Source organism: Mycobacterium sp. ACS1612, assembly GCF_001667505.1.
Lineage (GTDB): Bacteria > Actinomycetota > Actinomycetes > Mycobacteriales > Mycobacteriaceae > Mycobacterium.
Window position 1 is genome coordinate 25,023 of the sequence record NZ_LZHZ01000028.1, and the last position, 19,683, is coordinate 44,705.

Genomic DNA, 19,683 nt, shown 5'->3' on the forward strand with positions numbered 1-19,683 from the left:
CTCGGCCTGGTCGCGCTGCTGTTCGTCCTTGCCGCCTTGGCGTGGTAATGCACCGTCGACCAGATGCGCGGTATGGACGAAGGCCCTGGCGCCGAACTCGGCTCGCTGGCTTGGTTCATCGGCATCTGGCTGGTGATGATGGCCGCGATGATGTTTCCGTCGGTCGCGCCGACGGTGGCGCTGTACTCGACGATGACGAGAGGTCGCGGCCCGCTCGCCCCGCTGGTCTTCGCCTGCGGCTATCTGGTCACCTGGACAGTGCCCGGGCTGGTCGCCTTCGTCGTATCCGGACTCGGGCCTCGCCTCGCCGGGGAGACTTTGGCGTGGGACCGTGCGGACCGGTGGGTCGCCGCCGGCGTCCTCGTCGTCGCCGCGGTGTACGAATTCACGCCATTGAAGAACGTCTGCCTTCGGCACTGCCGCAGCCCGCTGGGCTTCCTGCTCGGCTCCTGGCGCGACGGCCTGGCCGGGGCACTGCAGATGGGGATGAAGCACGGCGCATGGTGCGTCGGGTGCTGCTGGGCGCTGATGGCCTCGCTCTTCGCGCTCGGCGTCATGAGCGTCTTCTGGATGGCTGTGATCGCAGGATTGATCGCGGTGGAGAAGACCCTGCCGTGGGGGCGGCTGGTGACGTACGGCACCGCGGCCATCCTGTTCGCACTGTCCATCCTGCTTATCGTGGCGCCCGAGGGGATGTTCTGGCCGTCCAGTCCGGACCAGGCCCCGATGCCCACGATGACCGGCCTGTAATCGGTTTGCAGCAGTCTGCATAAACATGCAAGACTGCCTGCATGACGTCTGTCGCGGTCGCCGGAGCCAGCGGATACGCCGGTGGCGAGATCCTCCGACTGCTCCTCGGGCACCCCGGGTATGCGGCCGGACGGTTGACCATCGGCTCACTCACCGCCGCCGCCAGCGCGGGCAGCACGATCGCCGAACATCATCCGCACCTGCTGCCGCTGGCGGGCCGGGTGCTCGACGCCACCGACGCGGACGTGCTCGCCGGACACGACGTGGTCTTCCTCGCGCTGCCGCACGGGCACTCGGCCGCGCTGGCCGAGCAGTTGGGCCCCGACACCGTCGTTATCGACTGCGGCGCCGACTTCCGGCTCACCGACTCGGCGGCGTGGGAGAAGTTCTACGGGTCCGCGTACGCGGGTAGCTGGCCCTACGGATTACCGGAGCTACCCGGGGCCCGCGAGAGATTGCGTGCGGCGAAGCGGATCGCCGTCCCGGGCTGCTATCCGACAGCCGCTCTGCTCGCGTTGTGGCCTGCGATCGCCGAGGACCTCGTCGAGCCCGCTGTCACGGTCGTCGCGGTCAGCGGCACCTCCGGCGCGGGTCGTGCCGCCAAAGTGGACCTGCTCGGCTCGGAGGTGATCGGGTCAGCCCGCGCCTACAACATCGGCGGCACGCACCGGCACACCCCGGAAATCGCGCAGGGCCTCGAGGCGCTGACCGACAAGAACGTCACCGTCTCGTTCACGCCGGTGCTCATTCCCACCTCGCGGGGAATACTGGCCACCTGCACCGCCCGCACCGCTGCGCCGCTGTCGCAACTGCGCGCCGCTTACGAGAAGGCCTACGACGCTGAGCCTTTCGTCCACCTGCTGCCCGAAGGCCAGTTGCCGAAGACCGGTGCGGTGATCGGCAGCAACGCCGCCCAGTTGGCCGTCGCGCTCGACGAGGAGGCCGCGACGTTCGTCGCGGTCGCCGCGATCGACAACCTCGTCAAGGGGACAGGAGGCGCGGCTGTGCAGTCCATGAACCTCGCATTGGGATGGCCGGAGACGGAAGGGCTTTCGATCGTGGGAGTGGCGCCGTGACTGAACTTTCCACCGACACCCGGCTGGTCCGCACGCAGGGCGTCACCGCACCGGCCGGGTTCCGGGCCACCGGGATCGCCGCGGGTATCAAGGCGTCCGGCGCACTGGACCTGGCGCTGGTGTTCAACGAGGGACCCGACTACGCCGCGGCCGGCGTGTTCACCCGCAACAAGGTCAAGGCCGCGCCGGTGTTGTGGTCGCAGCAGGTGCTGACGACCGGTCGGCTGCGCGCGGTGATCCTCAACTCCGGCGGCGCCAACGCGTGCACCGGCCCGCTGGGCTTCCAGGACACTCACGCCACCGCGGAAGCCGTCGCCGCCGCGTTGTCGGACTGGGGCACCGAGACCGGCGCCATCGAGGTGGCGGTCTGCTCGACCGGGCTGATCGGCGACCGGTTGCCGATGGACAAGGTGCTGGCCGGTGTCACCGAGGTGGTGCACGAACTGGCGGGCGGGCTGACCGGCGGCGAGGAGGCCGCCCGCGCCATCATGACCACTGACACGGTGCCGAAACAGATTGCGCTGCACCACAGCGGCAACTGGACGGTCGGCGGGATGGCCAAAGGCGCGGGCATGTTGGCTCCCTCGCTGGCCACCATGCTGACGGTGATCACCACCGACGCCGTCGCCGACGCGGCGGCGCTGGACCACGCGCTGCGCAGGGCGGCCGCGCTGACCTTCGACAGACTCGACGTCGACGGCAGTTGCTCGACCAACGACACCGTGTTGCTGCTTTCGTCGGGTGCCAGTGCCATCACGCCCACCCAGGCCGAGCTCGACGACGCCGTGTTGCGGGTGTGCGACGACCTGTGCGCACAATTGCAGGCCGACGCCGAGGGCGTCACGAAGCGCGTCGTCGTCACGGTGACCGGGGCGGCGTCGGAGGACGAGGCACTGACTGCCGCCCGGGTGGTGGCGCGCGACAGCCTGGTCAAGACCGCGCTGTTCGGCTCCGACCCGAACTGGGGCCGGGTGCTGGCCGCGGTCGGCATGGCGCCGGTGACCCTTGACGCCGAGCGGATCAGCGTGTCGTTCAACGGGTCTCCGGTGTGCATCGACGGCACCGGTGCCCCCGGCGCGCGCGACGTCGACCTGTCCGGTGCGGATATCGACGTCACCATCGACCTCGGTGTCGGCCCGGCACGCGCGAGCATCCGCACCACCGACCTGTCGCACGGCTACGTCGAAGAGAACTCGGCATACAGCTCATGACTTCGTCTCACGTCGCCGGCAAAGCGGCTCCGCCAGCGACGCCCGTCAAGGCGCAGGTGCTGGCCGCCGCACTGCCGTGGCTGAAGCAACTGCACGGCAAGATCGTCGTCGTCAAATACGGCGGTAACGCGATGACCGATGAGGTGCTGAAGACCGCCTTCGCCGCGGACATGGTGTTCCTACGCAACTGCGGCATCCACCCCGTCGTGGTGCACGGCGGCGGCCCGCAGATCAGTGCGATGCTGAAAAAGCTTGGCATCGAAGGCGATTTCAAGGGCGGCTTCAGGGTGACCACACCAGAGGTACTCGACGTCGCCCGGATGGTGCTGTTCGGTCAGGTCGGCCGCGAACTGGTGAACCTGATCAACGCACACGGGCCGTATGCGGTGGGGGTCACCGGCGAGGACGCCCACTTGTTCACCGCGGTGCGGCGCAGCGTCACCGTCGACGGGGTGGCCACCGACATCGGCCTGGTCGGCGATGTGGAACACGTCGACGCCGCCGCGCTGATGGATCTCATTGCCGCGGGCCGTATCCCGGTGGTGTCGACGATCGCTCCCGATGTCGACGGTGTCGTGCACAACATCAACGCCGACACCGCGGCGGCCGCGCTGGCCGAAGCGCTCGGTGCCGAGAAACTGGTCGTGCTCACTGATGTCGAGGGCCTTTACACCAGCTGGCCCGACCGGGACTCGCTGGTCAGTGAGATCGACACCGCCGCGTTGACGCAACTGCTGCCGGCGCTGGAGGCCGGCATGGTGCCCAAGATCGAGGCATGCCTGCGCGCCGTATCGGGCGGCGTGCCGAGCGCACATGTGATCGACGGACGTGTCGAACACTGCGTGCTGGTCGAGTTGTTCACGGACGAAGGGACGGGCACGAAGGTGGTGAGCGCGTGACGCTGCTTGAGCGCTGGCAGGGCGTGATGATGAACAACTACGGCACACCGCCGTTGGCGCTGGCCAGCGGTGACGGCGCCGTGGTGACCGATGTCGACGGCAAGACGTATGTCGACCTGCTCGGCGGCATCGCGGTCAACATCCTCGGCCACCGCCATCCGGCCGTCATCGACGCCGTCACCGCGCAACTGAACACGCTCGGCCACACGTCGAATCTCTACGCCACCGAACCCGGTATCGCGCTGGCCGAGTCCCTGGTGGGACTGCTCGGCACCGAAGCACGCGTGTTCTTCTGCAACTCCGGCACCGAGGCCAACGAGGTCGCATTCAAGATCACCCGGCTGACCGGAAAGACGAAACTGGTTGCGGCGCATGGCGCCTTCCACGGCCGCACGATGGGCTCGCTGGCGCTGACGGGCCAGCCGTCCAAGCAGGAGCCGTTCGCGCCGCTGCCCGGCGACGTCGTCCACGTTCCCTACGGCGACACCGAAGCGCTGGCCGCAGCCGTCGACGACACCACCGCGGCCGTGTTCCTCGAGCCGATCATGGGGGAGGGTGGTGTGGTCGTCCCACCCGCCGGCTATCTGGTCGCGGCACGGGAGATCACGGCCGAACACGGTGCGCTGCTGGTGCTCGACGAGGTGCAGACCGGAATGGGCCGCACCGGAGCGTTTTTCGCGCATCAGCACGACGGCATCACACCCGACATCGTCACACTCGCCAAGGGGTTGGGCGGCGGACTGCCGATCGGAGCATGCCTGGCGATCGGTGCGACCGCCGATCTGCTCACTCCCGGCCTGCACGGCAGCACATTCGGCGGCAATCCGGTCTGCACGGCCGCCGCCAACGCGGTGCTCAAGGTGCTCGCCGATGACGATCTGATCGGCCGCGCCGATGTGCTGGGCAAGACGTTGTCCCACGGCATCGAAGAGTTGGGGCACCCCCTCGTCGGACATGTCCGCGGCAAAGGGCTGCTGCAGGGGATCGTGCTGACCGCCGAAGTCGCGAAACCCGTTGAGGCAGCAGCCCGTGAGGCCGGGTTCCTGGTCAACGCCGCCGCCACCGACGTGATCCGGCTGGCGCCTCCGCTGGTGGTCACCGACGAGCAGATCGACGGGTTCCTCAAGGCGCTGCCCGGCGTCCTGGACCACGGGGCGGCGTCATGACGCGCCACTTCCTGCGCGACGACGATCTGACCTCCGACGAGCAGGCCGAGGTGTTGGCGCTCGCCGCTGAGCTGAAGAAAGACCCGTTCAGTCGCAGGCCCCTGGAAGGCCCCCGCGGTGTCGCGGTCATCTTCGACAAGAACTCCACCCGCACCCGGTTCTCGTTCGAGGTCGGCATCGCCCAACTCGGCGGACACGCCGTCGTCGTCGACGGCCGCAGCACTCAGCTCGGCCGCGAAGAGACCCTCGAAGACACCGGCACGGTGTTGTCCCGCTACGTCGACGCGATCGTGTGGCGCACGTTCGCACAGGAACGCCTGAGCGCCATGGCATCCGGATCGACAGTGCCGGTCGTGAACGCATTGTCCGACGAGTTCCACCCGTGCCAGGTGCTCGCCGATCTGCAGACGCTGGCCGAGCGCAAGGGCCGATTGGCGGGCCTGCGGATGGCATACTTCGGCGACGGCGCCAACAACATGGCGCATTCGTTGATGCTCGGCGGTGTCACCGCGGGCATTCACGTGACCATCGCCGCGCCGAAAGGCTTCGAACCGCATCCCGAGTTCGTCGCGGCCGCCGAGGAACGGGCGCAGGTGACTGGGGCGACGGTCACATTGACGGCCCACCCGAAGGAGGCCGCCGACGGCGTCGATGTGCTGGTCACCGACACGTGGACCTCGATGGGGCAGGAAAACGACGGACTCGACCGGGTGCGGCCGTTTCGGCCGTTCCAACTCAACTCCGAACTGGTGGGCCTCGCAGACCCGGATGCTGTTGTGCTGCATTGTCTTCCGGCGCATCGCGGCCACGAGATCACCGACGAGGTGATCGACGGGCCGCACAGCGCGGTGTGGGACGAGGCCGAGAACCGGTTGCATGCGCAGAAGGCGCTGATGGTGTGGCTGCTGGAGCGGTCGTGAGCACCCCGACCCGGGTCGGCAGGCAGGCCCGCATCGTGTCGATCCTGTCGTCGCAATCGGTGCACAGCCAAACCGAGTTGGCCGCGATGCTGGCCGACGAAGGCATCGACGTCACGCAGGCCACACTGTCGCGGGACTTGGAGGAACTCGGCGCGGTCAAGCTGCGCGGCGCCGACGGCGGCGTCGGTGTGTACGTCGTGCCCGAGGACGGCAGCCCGGTCCGCGGCGTTTCCGGTGGCACAGAGCGGGTCACGCGCCTGCTCGGTGAACTGCTGGTGTCCACCGACGCCAGCGGCAACCTCGCTGTGCTGCGCACACCGCCAGGGGCGGCACACTATCTGGCCAGCGCGATGGACCGCGCTGCACTTCCCTATGTGGTCGGCACGATCGCCGGCGACGACACCATTTTCGTAGTGGCCCGCGAGCCGATGACCGGCGCTGAACTCGCCGCGAAGCTGGAAAGCATTCAACAAAAGGAGATTGGGTAATGTCCGAACGCGTCATCCTGGCGTATTCCGGTGGTTTGGACACCTCCGTGGCGATCAGCTGGATCGGCAAGGAAACCGGACGTGAAGTCGTCGCGGTCGCCATCGACCTCGGCCAGGGCGGCGAGGACATGGAGGTCGTCCGCAAGAGGGCGCTCGACTGCGGTGCAGTCGAGGCCGTGGTCGTCGACGCGAAAGACGAGTTCGCCGAGGAGTACTGCCTGCCCGCGATCAAGTCGAACGCGCTCTACATGGACCGCTACCCACTGGTGTCGGCGCTGTCGCGGCCGTTGATCGTCAAGCATCTGGTCGCCGCGGCCCGTGAGTTCGGTGGCGGCATCGTCGCGCACGGCTGCACCGGAAAGGGTAACGATCAGGTCCGCTTCGAGGTCGGATTCGCCTCGCTGGCACCCGATCTCGAGGTGCTGGCCCCGGTCCGCGACTACGCGTGGACGCGGGAGAAGGCGATCGCGTTCGCCGAGGAGAACGCGATCCCGATCAACGTCACCAAACGCTCACCGTTCTCGATCGACCAGAACGTGTGGGGCCGCGCCGTCGAAACCGGGTTCCTCGAGCATCTGTGGAATGCGCCGACCAAAGATGTCTACGACTACACCGAGGATCCGACCGTCAACTGGAGCACACCCGACGAGGTGATCGTCGGGTTCGACAAGGGCGTGCCGGTGTCGATCGACGGTCGGCCGGTGACCGTGCTGCAAGCCATCGAGGAACTCAACCAACGCGCAGGCTCGCAAGGCGTCGGCCGCCTCGACGTCGTCGAGGACCGGCTGGTCGGCATCAAGAGCCGCGAAATCTACGAGGCGCCAGGCGCGATGGTGCTCATCACCGCCCACACCGAACTCGAGCACGTCACACTGGAACGCGAACTCGGCCGGTTCAAACGCGGCACCGACCAGAAGTGGGGCGAGCTGGTGTACGACGGCCTGTGGTACTCGCCGCTGAAGGCCGCGCTGGAGGCGTTCGTCGCCAAGACACAGGAGCACGTGTCCGGTGAGATACGGATGGTGTTGCACGGCGGGCACATCGCCGTCAACGGGCGTCGCAGCCAGGAGTCCCTGTACGACTTCAACCTCGCCACCTACGACGAGGGCGACACGTTCGACCAGTCGTCGGCGAAGGGCTTCGTACACGTGCACGGCCTGTCGTCGAAGATCTCTGCCCGCCGGGATCTCGCGGGTCAGTGATGCCGAGCAGCTTGTCCGAAGAGCATCGACTGTGAGCACCAACGAGGGATCGCTGTGGGGCGGCCGGTTCGCCGACGGGCCGTCGGACGCCCTTGCTGCCCTGAGTAAATCGACGCATTTCGACTGGGTGCTGGCGCCGTACGACGTCGCCGCGTCGAAGGCGCACACGCTGGTGCTGTTCCGGGCGGGTCTGCTGACCCAGGAGCAGCGCGACGGTCTGCTGACCGGTCTGGACAGCCTGGCCGCCGACGTCGCCGACGGCAGCTTCGGGCCGCTGGTCACCGACGAAGACGTGCACGGCGCGCTGGAACGCGGCCTGATCGACCGCGTCGGTGAGGAACTCGGCGGCAGGCTGCGGGCGGGCCGGTCGCGAAACGACCAGGTGGCCACGCTGTTTCGGATGTGGCTGCGCGACGCCATCCGACGTGTCGCCGACGGCACACTCGAAGTCGTCAAAGCGTTGGCGACCCAGGCGGCGGCGCATCCGACGGCGATCATGCCCGGCAAGACGCATCTGCAGTCCGCTCAGCCGGTGCTGCTGGCGCACCACCTGCTCGCCCACGCGCATCCGCTGCTGCGCGATGTGGATCGGCTCGCCGACTTCGACAAGCGGGCCGCGGTGTCGCCGTACGGGTCCGGAGCACTGGCCGGGTCGTCGCTGGGGCTGGATCCGGACGCGATCGCCGAGGACCTCGGGTTCGACGCCGCGGCCGACAACTCGATCGACGCGACAGCATCGCGCGACTTCGCCGCTGAAGCGGCCTTCGTGCTGTCGCTGATCGGCGTCGACCTGTCCCGGCTCGCGGAAGACATCATCCTGTGGAGCACAACCGAATTCGGCTACGTGACGCTGCACGACTCGTGGTCGACGGGCAGCTCGATCATGCCGCAGAAGAAGAACCCCGACATCGCTGAACTGGCCAGGGGCAAATCCGGCAGGCTGATCGGCAACCTGACCGGGCTGCTGGCCACGCTCAAGGCGCAGCCATTGGCCTACAACCGCGACCTGCAGGAGGACAAGGAGCCGGTCTTCGACTCGGTGGCCCAACTCGAACTGCTGCTGCCCGCGATGGCGGGCCTCGTTGCCACCCTGCGCTTCGACGTGGACCGGATGTCCGAGTTGGCGCCGCTGGGCTTCACCCTGGCCACTGATGTCGCGGAATGGCTTGTGCGCAGGGGAGTTCCGTTTCGGGTCGCGCACGAGGCCGCCGGTGCGGCGGTGCGCGCAGCGGAGGCCCGCGGCGTCGGGCTGGAGGATCTCGAAGACGCGGAGCTCGCCGAGATCCATCCCGAACTGACCGGAGAGGTGCGCGAGGTGCTCACCGTCGACGGCTCGGTCAACTCGCGCGACGCCCGCGGCGGCACCGCCCCGATCCAGGTCGCCAAGCAACTCGGCGTCGTGCACGACACCGTCGATCGGCTACGGCTGCGGCTCAGGCGCTGACGACCGTCGCAACAGCACCGATTATTCCTCGGCCGCGGCCAACCAGGCCTCTTCCAAGGATTCTTTGCGCTCCAACAAGTCCTGAAGCTGACCGTTGAGCTCACCGAGGCGCACGTGATCGGCAGCCACCTCGGCCATCGACTCGTGCAGCGCCGCGATCTGGCCGTCCAGCTTTTCCAGCTGCCCCTCGATGCGGGCCATCTCCTTACCGGCCCGACGCTCGCGCGCCGACGCCGACTCGCCCCGCGACGGCGCCGAAACCTTGCTCTCGCCAGGCGCATTGGCGCGGTCCGCCAGATACTGCTCGATGCCGCCGGGCAGCAGATCGCACCGGCCGCCACCGGTCAGCGCATACGTCACATCGCTGACCCGCTCCAGGAAATACCGGTCGTGGGTGACGACGATCAGCGTGCCCGGCCAGCCATCCAGATAGTCCTCGATCACCGTCAGCGTGTCGATGTCCAAGTCGTTGGTGGGCTCGTCGAGCAGCAACACATTCGGTTCGTCGAGCAACAGTCGCAGGAATTGCAACCGGCGGCGCTCGCCGCCGGAGAGTTCGTCGATCCGCGTCGTCAGCTTGTCGCCGGTGAAACCGAAATCCTTGAGGAGGGTGTCCGCGCTGATCTCCCGGCCGCCCGCCAATTCGGTGACCCGACGGCGGTTTTCGACGGCGTCCAGCACCCTGGAGGGCCCGTCCAGTTCGGCCAGCGCCTGGCTGAGGTAGCCGATCCGCAGCGTCAGGCCGCGTTTGATCGTGCCCGCGGACGGCTGCAATTCGCCGTTCAACAATCGCAGCACCGACGTCTTCCCCGTACCGTTGACGCCGACCAACCCGATCCGGGCGCCCGGCCCGATCGACCAGTCGACACGATCCAGGATCACCCGGTCGGCGACCTGCAACACCACGCGGTGCAGGTCGAATACGTCCTTGCCCAGCCGGGTAGTGGCAAAGCGTTGCAGCACAAGCGAATCGCGCGGCGGCGGTTCATTGGCGATCAGGTCGTTGGCGGCCTGGATCCGGAACTTCGGTTTCGACGTGCGTGCCGGCGGGCCCCGGCGCAGCCATGCCAACTCCTTGCGCATCAGGTTGCGTCGACGCGCCTCCGTACCCGCCGCCACCCGCATCCGCTCGGCCCGTGCCAGGACGTAAGCCGCGTATCCGCCGTCGTAGGCGTCGACCGTGCCGTCGTGCACCTCCCATGTCCGCGTGCACACCGCGTCGAGAAACCAGCGGTCGTGACTGACCACCACCAGCGCCTTGGCGCGCCGCCCCGTCAGATACCCGGCCAGCCACCCGATCACCTCGACGTCGAGGTGGTTGGTCGGCTCGTCGAGCACCAGCACGTCGTGGCCGGCCAACAGCACCTCGGCCAGCGCCACCCGGCGTCGCTCGCCGCCGGACAACACCGCGACCGGGGAGTCGAGGTCGATGCCCGACAACAGATGCGACACCACCTCACGCGTCTCCGGTTCGGCCGCCCACACATGGTCGGCGCGACCACCGACGATCACGTCGCGCACCGTGGCGCCGATCAGCTCGTCGCCCTGGCGCAAGTAGCCCACCGACAAACCGGAGGTGTGGGTGACCCGGCCCGAATCGGGCGGCCGGGTGCCGGTCAACACTCGAAGCAGTGTGGTCTTGCCGTCGCCGTTTCGGCCGACGACGCCGACCGCGTCGCCCTCCTCGACGCCCAGGCTGACCCCGTCCAGCAGTGTCCGAGTGCCGTAACCGACGGTCGCTTTCTCGACGTTGATCAGATTCGCCATCAGGCGCCGATGATATGTGTGCGGCGTGAAATGATGACCGGTGCAGTCGGGGGACTGAACACGCATCAAGGGGAGTAGTGGTGGACCTGTCGGCTATTACCAGGCCTGTGGGGCGGCTGGTGGCCACCGCACAGAACGGGTTGGAAGTGCTGCGCTACGGCGGCCTCGAGACCGGGGCGGTGCCCTCTCCATTTCAGATCATCGAGAGCGTTCCGATGTACCGGCTGCGGCGCTACTTTCCGCCGGACGCGCGGCCGGGCGCCAAACGGCCGGGGCCTCCGGTCCTGATGGTGCATCCGATGATGATGTCTGCGGACATGTGGGACGTCACCCGTGATGACGGCGCGGTCGGCATCCTGCACAAAGCGGGAATCGATCCGTGGGTCATCGACTTCGGCTCGCCCGACAAGGTCGAGGGGGGCATGGAGCGCAACCTCGCCGACCACGTCGTCGCGCTGAGCGAAGCCATCGACACCGTCAAAGAGGTCACCGGTCGCGATGTGCATCTGGCCGGCTACTCACAAGGCGGCATGTTCGCCTATCAAACGGCGGCCTATCGCCGGTCGAAGGACCTGGCGAGCATCGTGGCCTTCGGGTCGCCTGTCGACACGCTTGCCGCGCTGCCGATGAACATGCCGGCCAGCATGGCGCCCGCGGCCGCCGAGTTCATGGCCGACCACGTGTTCAGCCGCATCGACATTCCCGGCTGGCTCGCCCGCACCGGCTTCCAGATGCTCGACCCCATCAAGACCGCGCAGTCGCGGCTGGACTTCCTCCGCCAACTGCACGACCGCGAGGCGCTGCTGAGCCGGGAACAACAACGCAGATTCCTTGCCTCCGAAGGCTGGATCGCATGGTCTGGGCCCGCCATCGCCGAGCTGCTCAAGCAGTTCATCGCCCACAACCGGATGATGAGCGGCGGCTTCTCGATCCACGGCGACCTGGTCACGCTGTCGGATATCGACTGCCCGGTGCTGGCCGTCGTCGGCGAGGTCGACGACATCGGTCAACCGGCATCGGTGCGTGGCATCAAACGCGCCGCCCCCAAGGCCGACGTCTACGAATACCTCATCCGCGCAGGCCATTTCGGCTTGGTCGTCGGTTCGAAGGCGGCCAACCAGACATGGCCGACCGTCGCGCAGTGGGTCAAATGGATCGACGGCACCGGCGATCAGCCCGAGGACGTCAACCCGATGGCGCTGCAGCCCGCAGAGCACACCGAAAGCGGCGTCTCGTTCACCTCACGGGTGGCACACACCACCGCCGCGGCCACCGAGTTGGCCTTCAGCCTGGCACGGACCGCCGCGGAGGCCGTGGTGGCCGCGAACAAGTCGGCGCGGACGCTGGCGGTCGAGACGTATCGGACCCTGCCGAGGCTGGCGCGCCTCGGCCAGATCAACGATCACACCCGAATCTCGCTCGGGCGCATCATGTCCGAGCAGGCTCGTGATGCCCCGCAGGGCGAGTGCCTGTTGTTCGACGGGCGTGTGCACACCTACGAGGCGGTGGACCGCCGGATCAACAACGTCGTACGGGGCCTCATCGAGGTCGGCGTCCGGCAGGGTTCGCATGTCGGCGTGCTGATGGAGACCCGGCCTAGTGCACTCGTCGCGATAGCCGCGCTGTCGCGCCTCGGCGCCGTCGCGGTTCTGATGCCGCCCGATGTCGACCTCGTCCAGGCCGCACGGCTGGGCGCGGTTTCGGAGATCATCGCCGACCCGAGCAACCTGGAGGGCGCCCGCGGACTCGGCATGCGGGTCCTGGTGCTCGGCGGCGGCGAATCGCGCGACCTGCACCTACCCGAGCACGCCGACGTCATCGACATGGAGAAGATCGACCCCGACGTCGTCGATCTGCCCGGGTGGTACCGGCCGAACCCCGGACTGGCCCGCGACCTGGCGTTCATCGGGTTCAGCAACATCAACGGCGACTTGGTGGCCCGCCAGATCACCAACTACCGGTGGTCGCTGTCCGCGTTCGGCACCGCATCGGCGGCCAACCTCGGCCGCGGCGACACCGTCTACTGCCTCACGCCCCTGCACCACCAGTCCGGGCTGCTGGTCAGCCTCGGCGGCGCGGTCGTCGGCGGATCGCGCATCGCGTTGTCGCGGGAGTTGCGGCCGGCGCGGTTCCTGCAGGAGATCCGTCAGTACGGCGTCACGGTCGTGTCCTACACGTGGGCGATGCTGCGCGCGGTCATCGACGATCCGTCGTTCTCGTTGACGGGCAGCCACCCGGTCCGGCTGTTCATCGGGTCCGGTATGCCGACCGGTCTGTGGAAGCGGGTCGAGGAGGTGTTCACGCCCGCTCACGTCCTCGAGTTCTTCGCGACGACCGACGGCCAGGCCGTGTTGGCCAACGTGTCCGGCGCGAAGATCGGCAGCAAGGGCAGGCCGTTGCCCGGTGGCGGTTACGTCGAACTCGCCGCGTATGACCCGGAGGATGACCTGATCCTCGAGGACGAGCGCGGCTTCGTACGCAGGGCCGAGGCCAACGAGGTCGGTGTGCTGCTGGCCCACCCGCGCGGCCCGGTGGACCCGACGGCGTCGGTCAAGCGCGGCGTCTTCGCCCCCGCGGACACCTGGGTGTCCACCGAATACCTGTTCCGTCGCGACGAGGACGGCGACTTCTGGCTCGTCGACAACCGCGGCGCCGTGATCCACACCGAGCGCGGCAGCGTGTTCGCCTCGCCGGTCAACGATGCCATGGGCAGGCTCGGCGCGGTCGACCTTGCCGTCACCTACGGGGTCGACGTGAACGGCGGGCAGCTGGCTGTCACCGCGCTGGCGCTGTGCCCGGGCGGCAGCATTCCGTCGGCCGATCTGAACGAGGCGCTGGCCGATCTGCCCGTCGGCAGCCCGCCCGACATCGTGCACGTGGTGCCGGAGATGAGGCTGTCTGCGACCTACCGTCCGCTGGTCAGCCCGCTCCAAGAGCAGGGGGTACCCAAACCGTCACGTAACGCCTGGTATTTGGATCCCGATACGAATCGATACAAGCGGTTGACTGTGGCAGTACGCACCGAGATCGTCGGCGCCCAACAGTGAGGCGGTATCACTGTTAGGCTCCCGCTGGCGGCAGGAGGAGATGACATTGCAGAACGGTAATCTGCGGCGCGCGGTCACCGGCGTCTTGGGCGGCAGCGCCGTGGCCATCGGACTCCTCGGGGGCCTTGGAGTGGCGCCGGCGTACGCCGAGCCCGGTCAGAGCTGCACAGGGGCCGAGTGCGCAAAGAACGATCCAGCTGCGGCAAGCGCGCCGGCCGACGGCGCTGCCCAGCCGATGACGGCCGATCAGGTACTCGCCATCATCGACCAGGACTACGACACCGGCGCAGGCGGCGGTCAGCTATCCCAGCTGATCCACAGCGTGCTGACACTCCGCGCCCAGGGCTTCAAGCCCTCCAACGCAAACAAAGATGCCATCGTCAAGGCGCTCGACTACCGGCCGAACCAGACGCCGTTGATCGAGGCGCTCAAGGACACGCTCGCCTACCAGCACAAAATGCAGGCGCTCCAGCAGAACGCGAACAACTCGTCGCAGCCGGGATACAACTTCGGTATCGGCCAAGCGCCTCCGGGTATGGGACCCGCCATTCCTCCGGGCGTGCCGGTCGAGCCGGGTGGAACTCCGGGCGCCTTCATCGGCGTCGGGTAGCCAGCCGTCGTGCTCGACGAAAAACTGCTGGGCATTCTCGTCTGCCCGCAGGACCTCGGTCCGCTGTTGTTGGTCGACGACGAATACCTGTACAACACGCGGCTGCGCCGCGCCTACCGGATCGAGGACGGCATCCCGGTGCTCCTCATCGACGAGGCGATCGCCGTAACCGACGACGCCGAACACCAGCGGATGCTGGATCGCGCGTCAGGCCAGGCCGGGTAGCTCACCGGTCAGGTAGCGCTGCAGGTTGGGCGCGATGGTCTCGGCGATCTGCTCGACGGGCAACGATTTGAACGGCTCCAACTCCAGGATGTACCGGGCCATCACGACGCCGACCAACTGGGACGCGACGTACTGGACGCGAAGTCGACCGCTGCCGGGCGGATCATCCACCCGGTTGCCGACCTCGACGGCGATCACTTCCTGCAGGAACGACCGGATCAGCGACGCTTCACCGCCCGCGAGAATGGACCGCAGCGTCGCGATGAATCCCTTACCCAGCTCGGAATCCCACAGCTGCAGAAGGATTTGCGGCAGGACGTGACCCAATTGGTCGACCGGGACCTCCCGCAGCGGACCGATGACCTGCATGGGGTCGATCGGAATGTGGATGGCCGCGGCGAACAGTTGGGTCTTTGTGCCGAAGTAGTGGTGCACCAACGCGGGGTCGACGCCGGCGTCCTTGGCTATCGCGCGAATCGATGTCTTGTCAATGCCGTTGCGGGCGAACAGGTTACGGGCACTCGACAAGATGCGGTCACGCGAGTCGGACGGCCCGGGTGGGCGCCCCGGCCGTTTGCGTTCGAGTTCTGCCGTCACCCTATGGAGTCCTCCGTCGAAGTGTTGCCGCCGCCAGCGCCAGCGCTATTACCGCGAAACCGACGACGACGGCGATGTCGCGCACGGCGATCGCCGTCGGCTCCGAGTAAGCGCCCACCTGTTGCAGCGCCTCCAGAGCGTAGCTGGCAGGCAGCACATTGCTGATCCATTGCAGCCAGTCGGGCAGCACGTCGCGGGGGACGATGATGCCGCACAGCAACAGCTGCGGGGCGATCACCACCGGCATGAACTGCACCGCCTGAAACTCGGTGCGCGCGAAGGCGCTACACAGCAGCCCGAGTCCCACGCCGAGCACCGCATTGATGATCGCGATGACGAACACCAGGACCGGGCTGCCCTTGGTGTCGAGGCCGAGGAACAGGTACGACACCAGACAAGCCAAGGTGGCCTGCGCCGCCGCGGCGATCGAGAACGCAGTGCCATAGGCGGCGAGCAGATCGAGCCTGCGCAGGGGAGTCGTCAGTATTCGCTCGAGGGTGCCCGATGCGCGTTCCCGTTGCATGGTGATGGACGTGATGAGGAACATGACGATCAGCGGGAAAACGCCGAGCATGATCAGGCACGCGTTGTTGAACGGGCTCGGCGCGCCGGGCCGGTGCGGGGCGTTCTGAAACATGAAGTACAGCAACGTGATGATCAAGCTCGGCACGACGAGGATCATCGCGACACTGCGATGGTCGGCGGCAAGCTGGCGCAGAATCCGAGCGGTGGTGGCGAGGTAGCCCTGTGGGCTCAGCTTGCTGCGGCTGCGGTGCTGCGCCGGATGACGGACAGAAACGCTTGCTCCAGTGACTGACATCCCGTGTCCTCCCGTAGCTTCGCCGGTGTGCTGTGGGTCAGCAGGTGGCCTTCGCGCATCAGCAACAGGTCGCCGCAGTGGTCCGCCTCATCCATCACATGACTGGACACGATCAAAGTCGTTCCGCGCCTGGCGAGTTGGTGGAACTGCTCCCACAACTCGACCCGCAGAACGGGGTCGAGGCCGACGGTGGGTTCGTCGAGCACCAACAGTTCGGGACGGGCGACCAGCGCGCAGGCCAGTGACGCCCGCGTGCGCTGGCCGCCGGAAAGGTTGCCGCACAACGCGGTTCGATGATCGTCGAGGCCGACGGCGGCGATCGACTCGTCGGCGGCGTTGGCGTCGGTGCCGTAGAGTGCGGCGAAATACCGCACGTTGTCGACGATGCGTAGGTCGTCGTAGATGGTCGGATCCTGGGTGACGTAGCCGACGCGGTGGCGCAGGTCGGCCGACCCCGCGGGTCGGCCCAATACGGTCACCGTCCCGGAGTCGACGATCTGCGTGCCGACGATGCAGCGCATCAACGTCGTCTTGCCGCACCCGGACGGGCCGAGCAGACCGGTGATGGTGCCGCGGGCGATCTGCACCGAGATGTTGTCGAGAGCGACCCGTTTGCCGCGTATGACGCGCAGGTTCTGGACGTCGATCGCGATGTCGGTCGAAGTGCGACGAAATTCATCGCTAGATGAACTCATCATGTGATGAATAGTGCTCCCCGATGATTCGCGTGTCAAGGCCCGCAGGCACAATCGCTCGGGTGAGCGCCGCGCTGCTGTCCGTCGATCCCGTCACCGCGGCGCGGCGACTGCTCGGAGCGGCGCTGAGCGGCCGTGGAGTGTCGGCAATGATCGTCGAAGTGGAGGCCTACGGCGGGCCGAGCGATGGCCCATGGCCGGACGCCGCCGCGCATTCGTATCGGGGACCGACCGGGCGTAACAAGGTGATGTTCGGACCGGCCGGGCGGCTCTACACCTACCGCAGCCACGGAATCCATGTGTGTGCGAACGTGGTGTGTGCCAGCGATGGGGTGGCTGCGGCGGTGCTGTTGCGCGCGGCGGCCGTAGCGGCCGGCGTCGACGAAGCGCAGGCCCGACGCGGTGCTGCGACGCGGCCGACTGCATTGGCGCGTGGCCCAGGCAATCTCTGCTCCGCACTCGGAATCACCATGGAGGACAACGGAATCGACTTGTTCGATCCCGACAGCCCGGTCAGGTTGACGTTGGCCGAGAAGAGCGATGGTGTGGCGGGCCCGCGCGTCGGGGTCAGCAAGGCGGCCGACCGACCGTGGCGGTTCTGGATAGCCGGCCGTCCCGAGGTATCGCTGTATCGCCGCAGTCCGCGGGCACCCGCGCCAGGTGCAAGCGACTAGTTGTCGCGGTGCAGGGTCAGCGCCGGCGGTTTGAGCCTGGCGCACCGCGGCCCGCCGTGGTCGTCGGTGAGGTCGACGCGTGCGATCACCCGGGTGGCGGCCGCGTCCGTGATCAGCGGTTCGAGATCGGCGAGCACGAGTTTGGCCCGGCGGAACATCACGAATGACCCGTCAGCATCGACGGTGCCCCAGGTCAGATACACGAACCGGTCGCCGCGCCTGCCCTGCACCGCTGCGCCTCGGAAATCCAGCCCACCGTCGACGGTGACCACCTCGATCGGTAGTGACCACGACGCCGAGCCGACGTCGCCGCGCACGAGGTCGTGCGGCCGTTTGCCGACCTGGATGCCGACGTGGACATTGTCGTAGTACTCGTCGCCGGTCTGCCACACAGGGCCGGGCAGGTGATAGCCCTCGATCTGCAACAACATCAGCGTTGACGGTAAGGGAAGATCGAGGCGTGACTTCTGCGGACGCGGCGATTCTCGACGAGTTGGAATGGCGTGGGCTGATCGCACAGTCCACCGACAGGGATGCGCTCGCGACCGAGCTGGCCTCCGGACCGGTGACTGTCTATTCGGGCTTCGACCCAACCGCACCGAGCCTGCATGCCGGGCACCTGATTCCGCTGCTCACCTTGCGCCGATTCCAAAGGGCGGGGCATCGGCCGATCGTGCTCGCGGGCGGCGCGACCGGCATGATCGGGGATCCGCGCGACACCGGGGAGCGGACGCTGAACAGCGCCGACACCGTCGCGGACTGGGCCGACCGGATCCGCGGTCAGCTCGAGCGGTTCGTCGACTTCGACGATTCCCCGACCGGCGCGATCGTGCAGAACAACCTGACGTGGACCAGCGAGCTGTCGGCCATCGAGTTCCTGCGCGACCTCGGTAAGCACTTCTCGGTCAATGTGATGCTCGACCGCGAGACGGTACGGCGCCGACTCGAGGGTGACGGCATCTCCTACACCGAATTCAGCTACATGCTGCTGCAGGCCAACGACTATGTGGAGCTACACCGACGGTATGGCTGCGCGTTGCAGGTCGGCGGCTCAGATCAGTGGGGGAACATCATCGCCGGGGTGCGGCTGGTCCGGCAGATCGTGGGTGCGACGGTGCACGCGTTGACGACGCCACTGGTGACCGACTCCGAAGGCAAGAAGTTCGGCAAATCGACCGGTGGCGGCAGCCTGTGGCTAGACCCGGAGATGACCAGCCCCTACGCGTGGTACCAGTACTTCATCAACACGGCCGACGCCGATGTCATCCGGTACCTACGGTGGTTCACCTTCCTGTCTCGCGACGAACTCGCGGAACTCGAGCAGGCCACGGCAGAGAAGCCGCACGAACGCGCGGCCCAGCGCCGGCTTGCCCGCGAGCTGACCACGCTGGTGCACGGCGAGGCGGCGACGGCGGGTGTCGAACACGCCAGTCAGGCGCTGTTCGGCCGGGGTGAGCTATCCCAACTGGACGAGCCGACTCTCGCCGCCGCGCTGCGCGAAGCCTCGGTCGCCGAGCTCAAGCCCGGTGGTCCCGACACGATTACGGAGTTACTGGTGGCCACGGGGCTCTCACCGAGCAAGGGCGCCGCGCGGCGGACGATCGGCGAGGGCGGCGCATATGTCAACAACTCGCGCATCGACAGTGAGGAGTGGGTGCCGCAGCCGAGCGACTTCCTACACGGCCGGTGGTTGGTGCTGCGGCGAGGAAAGCGCAATATCGCGGGCGTCGAGCGGGTCGGCTGAAACGCGGGAACAAACGATTCGCAATGTGCGTTGCACCACTTGTTGGAGTCGACGCACCCTGGTGCGCGCGATGGGTCGGAGTCCGAAAGACACGCCCTATCAGGTCATTTGACTCCGAGTTATCCCTCACGTAACTTATCGGAGTCGCTGCGACACGGGCCTGGCCCGGAAGAGCGCGGCGGCTCCCAGAGGGAAGCCCCACTTCGGTGGGTTCCTGATCGTCCGCACTACAAGTACGCGGCCTTTGGCCGCGGGCTCGTTGCGCGGCCGAGCGGGTGTGTTGTTTGAGAACTCAATAGTGTGTTTGGTGGTTTTTGTTTGTTGTTTTTTGCCGCCCCTTTTTTTCCC

The 19,683-nt window shown here is 67.4% G+C and carries 19 protein-coding genes; 14 read left to right on the forward strand and 5 right to left on the reverse strand.

Annotated elements, in window-relative coordinates; genetic code table 11:
* Positions 1-63: 63 nt before the first annotated feature.
* The 9 genes from A5724_RS12100 to argH are packed head-to-tail and all read left to right on the forward strand — an operon-like array spanning position 64 to position 9,156.
* A complete protein-coding gene (locus tag A5724_RS12100) occupies positions 64-750 on the forward strand; it encodes a DUF2182 domain-containing protein (RefSeq protein WP_232004800.1) in 687 nt (228 codons plus the stop codon).
* Between the two features lie 41 nt (positions 751-791).
* Positions 792-1,826, forward strand: coding sequence for an N-acetyl-gamma-glutamyl-phosphate reductase (argC, locus tag A5724_RS12105; RefSeq protein ID WP_067801376.1), 1,035 nt, complete (start codon positions 792-794; stop codon positions 1,824-1,826).
* Positions 1,781-3,037, forward strand: coding sequence for a bifunctional glutamate N-acetyltransferase/amino-acid acetyltransferase ArgJ (gene argJ, locus A5724_RS12110; protein ID WP_369830625.1), 1,257 nt, complete (start codon positions 1,781-1,783; stop codon positions 3,035-3,037). The genes argC and argJ overlap by 46 nt, the downstream gene beginning before the upstream one ends.
* The gene (gene argB, locus A5724_RS12115) at positions 3,034-3,936 is read left to right on the forward strand and encodes an acetylglutamate kinase (RefSeq protein ID WP_067801382.1); all 903 of its coding nucleotides are present in this window, start codon (positions 3,034-3,036) and stop codon (positions 3,934-3,936) included. Before argJ ends, argB begins: the two co-directional genes overlap by 4 nt.
* A 26-nt stretch (positions 3,937-3,962) precedes the next feature.
* Complete coding sequence (locus A5724_RS12120; RefSeq protein WP_232004802.1) at positions 3,963-5,102, forward strand: acetylornithine transaminase; 1,140 nt, start codon at positions 3,963-3,965, stop codon at positions 5,100-5,102.
* Entirely contained in the window at positions 5,099-6,022 is a 924-nt protein-coding gene (argF, locus tag A5724_RS12125) for an ornithine carbamoyltransferase (protein WP_067801388.1), read from the forward strand. The genes A5724_RS12120 and argF overlap by 4 nt, the downstream gene beginning before the upstream one ends.
* A complete protein-coding gene (locus A5724_RS12130) occupies positions 6,001-6,510 on the forward strand; it encodes an arginine repressor (RefSeq protein WP_197518627.1) in 510 nt (169 codons plus the stop codon). Before argF ends, A5724_RS12130 begins: the two co-directional genes overlap by 22 nt.
* Positions 6,510-7,712 (forward strand): argininosuccinate synthase, encoded by a 1,203-nt coding sequence (locus A5724_RS12135; RefSeq protein ID WP_067801393.1) that lies wholly within the window; start codon positions 6,510-6,512, stop codon positions 7,710-7,712. Before A5724_RS12130 ends, A5724_RS12135 begins: the two co-directional genes overlap by 1 nt.
* A 31-nt stretch (positions 7,713-7,743) precedes the next feature.
* Entirely contained in the window at positions 7,744-9,156 is a 1,413-nt protein-coding gene (argH, locus tag A5724_RS12140) for an argininosuccinate lyase (protein ID WP_067801396.1), read from the forward strand.
* A gap of 21 nt (positions 9,157-9,177) precedes the next feature.
* On the opposite strand, the gene A5724_RS12145 is transcribed toward argH, so the two are convergent.
* Positions 9,178-10,923: an ABC-F family ATP-binding cassette domain-containing protein gene (locus A5724_RS12145; RefSeq protein ID WP_067801401.1), complete on the reverse strand. Its 1,746-nt coding sequence runs from the start codon at positions 10,921-10,923 to the stop codon at positions 9,178-9,180.
* 77 nt (positions 10,924-11,000) lie between these two features.
* Between A5724_RS12145 and A5724_RS12150 the strand changes: the two genes are divergently transcribed.
* The 3 genes from A5724_RS12150 to A5724_RS12160 are packed head-to-tail and all read left to right on the forward strand — an operon-like array spanning position 11,001 to position 14,805.
* Positions 11,001-13,970 (forward strand): acyl-CoA synthetase, encoded by a 2,970-nt coding sequence (locus A5724_RS12150; protein ID WP_369830626.1) that lies wholly within the window; start codon positions 11,001-11,003, stop codon positions 13,968-13,970.
* 40 nt (positions 13,971-14,010) lie between these two features.
* Positions 14,011-14,580, forward strand: coding sequence for a hypothetical protein (locus A5724_RS12155; RefSeq protein ID WP_067801404.1), 570 nt, complete (start codon positions 14,011-14,013; stop codon positions 14,578-14,580).
* 9 nt (positions 14,581-14,589) lie between these two features.
* Complete coding sequence (locus tag A5724_RS12160; RefSeq protein ID WP_067801407.1) at positions 14,590-14,805, forward strand: Trm112 family protein; 216 nt, start codon at positions 14,590-14,592, stop codon at positions 14,803-14,805.
* Here A5724_RS12160 and A5724_RS12165 read toward each other — a convergent pair.
* From A5724_RS12165 to A5724_RS12175, 3 genes are read right to left on the reverse strand one after another with little or no spacing between them, the layout of a single operon-like run.
* The gene (locus A5724_RS12165; RefSeq protein WP_067801410.1) at positions 14,788-15,402 is read right to left on the reverse strand and encodes a TetR family transcriptional regulator; all 615 of its coding nucleotides are present in this window, start codon (positions 15,400-15,402) and stop codon (positions 14,788-14,790) included. The two genes, A5724_RS12160 and A5724_RS12165, sit on opposite strands and share 18 nt — an antisense overlap.
* Before the next feature lies 1 nt (position 15,403).
* Positions 15,404-16,222: an ABC transporter permease gene (locus tag A5724_RS12170; RefSeq protein WP_082964983.1), complete on the reverse strand. Its 819-nt coding sequence runs from the start codon at positions 16,220-16,222 to the stop codon at positions 15,404-15,406.
* Positions 16,156-16,920 (reverse strand): ABC transporter ATP-binding protein, encoded by a 765-nt coding sequence (locus tag A5724_RS12175; RefSeq protein WP_067801414.1) that lies wholly within the window; start codon positions 16,918-16,920, stop codon positions 16,156-16,158. Before A5724_RS12175 ends, A5724_RS12170 begins: the two co-directional genes overlap by 67 nt.
* A 20-nt stretch (positions 16,921-16,940) precedes the next feature.
* Here A5724_RS12175 and A5724_RS12180 point away from each other — a divergent pair, with 20 nt between their 5' ends.
* On the forward strand, positions 16,941-17,591 hold the full coding sequence (locus A5724_RS12180) for a DNA-3-methyladenine glycosylase (protein WP_197518628.1): 651 nt from the start codon (positions 16,941-16,943) through the stop codon (positions 17,589-17,591).
* On the opposite strand, the gene A5724_RS12185 is transcribed toward A5724_RS12180, so the two are convergent.
* Complete coding sequence (locus A5724_RS12185) at positions 17,588-18,022, reverse strand: DUF5990 family protein (RefSeq protein WP_067801421.1); 435 nt, start codon at positions 18,020-18,022, stop codon at positions 17,588-17,590. The two genes, A5724_RS12180 and A5724_RS12185, sit on opposite strands and share 4 nt — an antisense overlap.
* A gap of 29 nt (positions 18,023-18,051) precedes the next feature.
* Between A5724_RS12185 and tyrS the strand changes: the two genes are divergently transcribed.
* A complete protein-coding gene (tyrS, locus tag A5724_RS12190) occupies positions 18,052-19,335 on the forward strand; it encodes a tyrosine--tRNA ligase (RefSeq protein WP_067801423.1) in 1,284 nt (427 codons plus the stop codon).
* Positions 19,336-19,683: the final 348 nt, after the last annotated feature.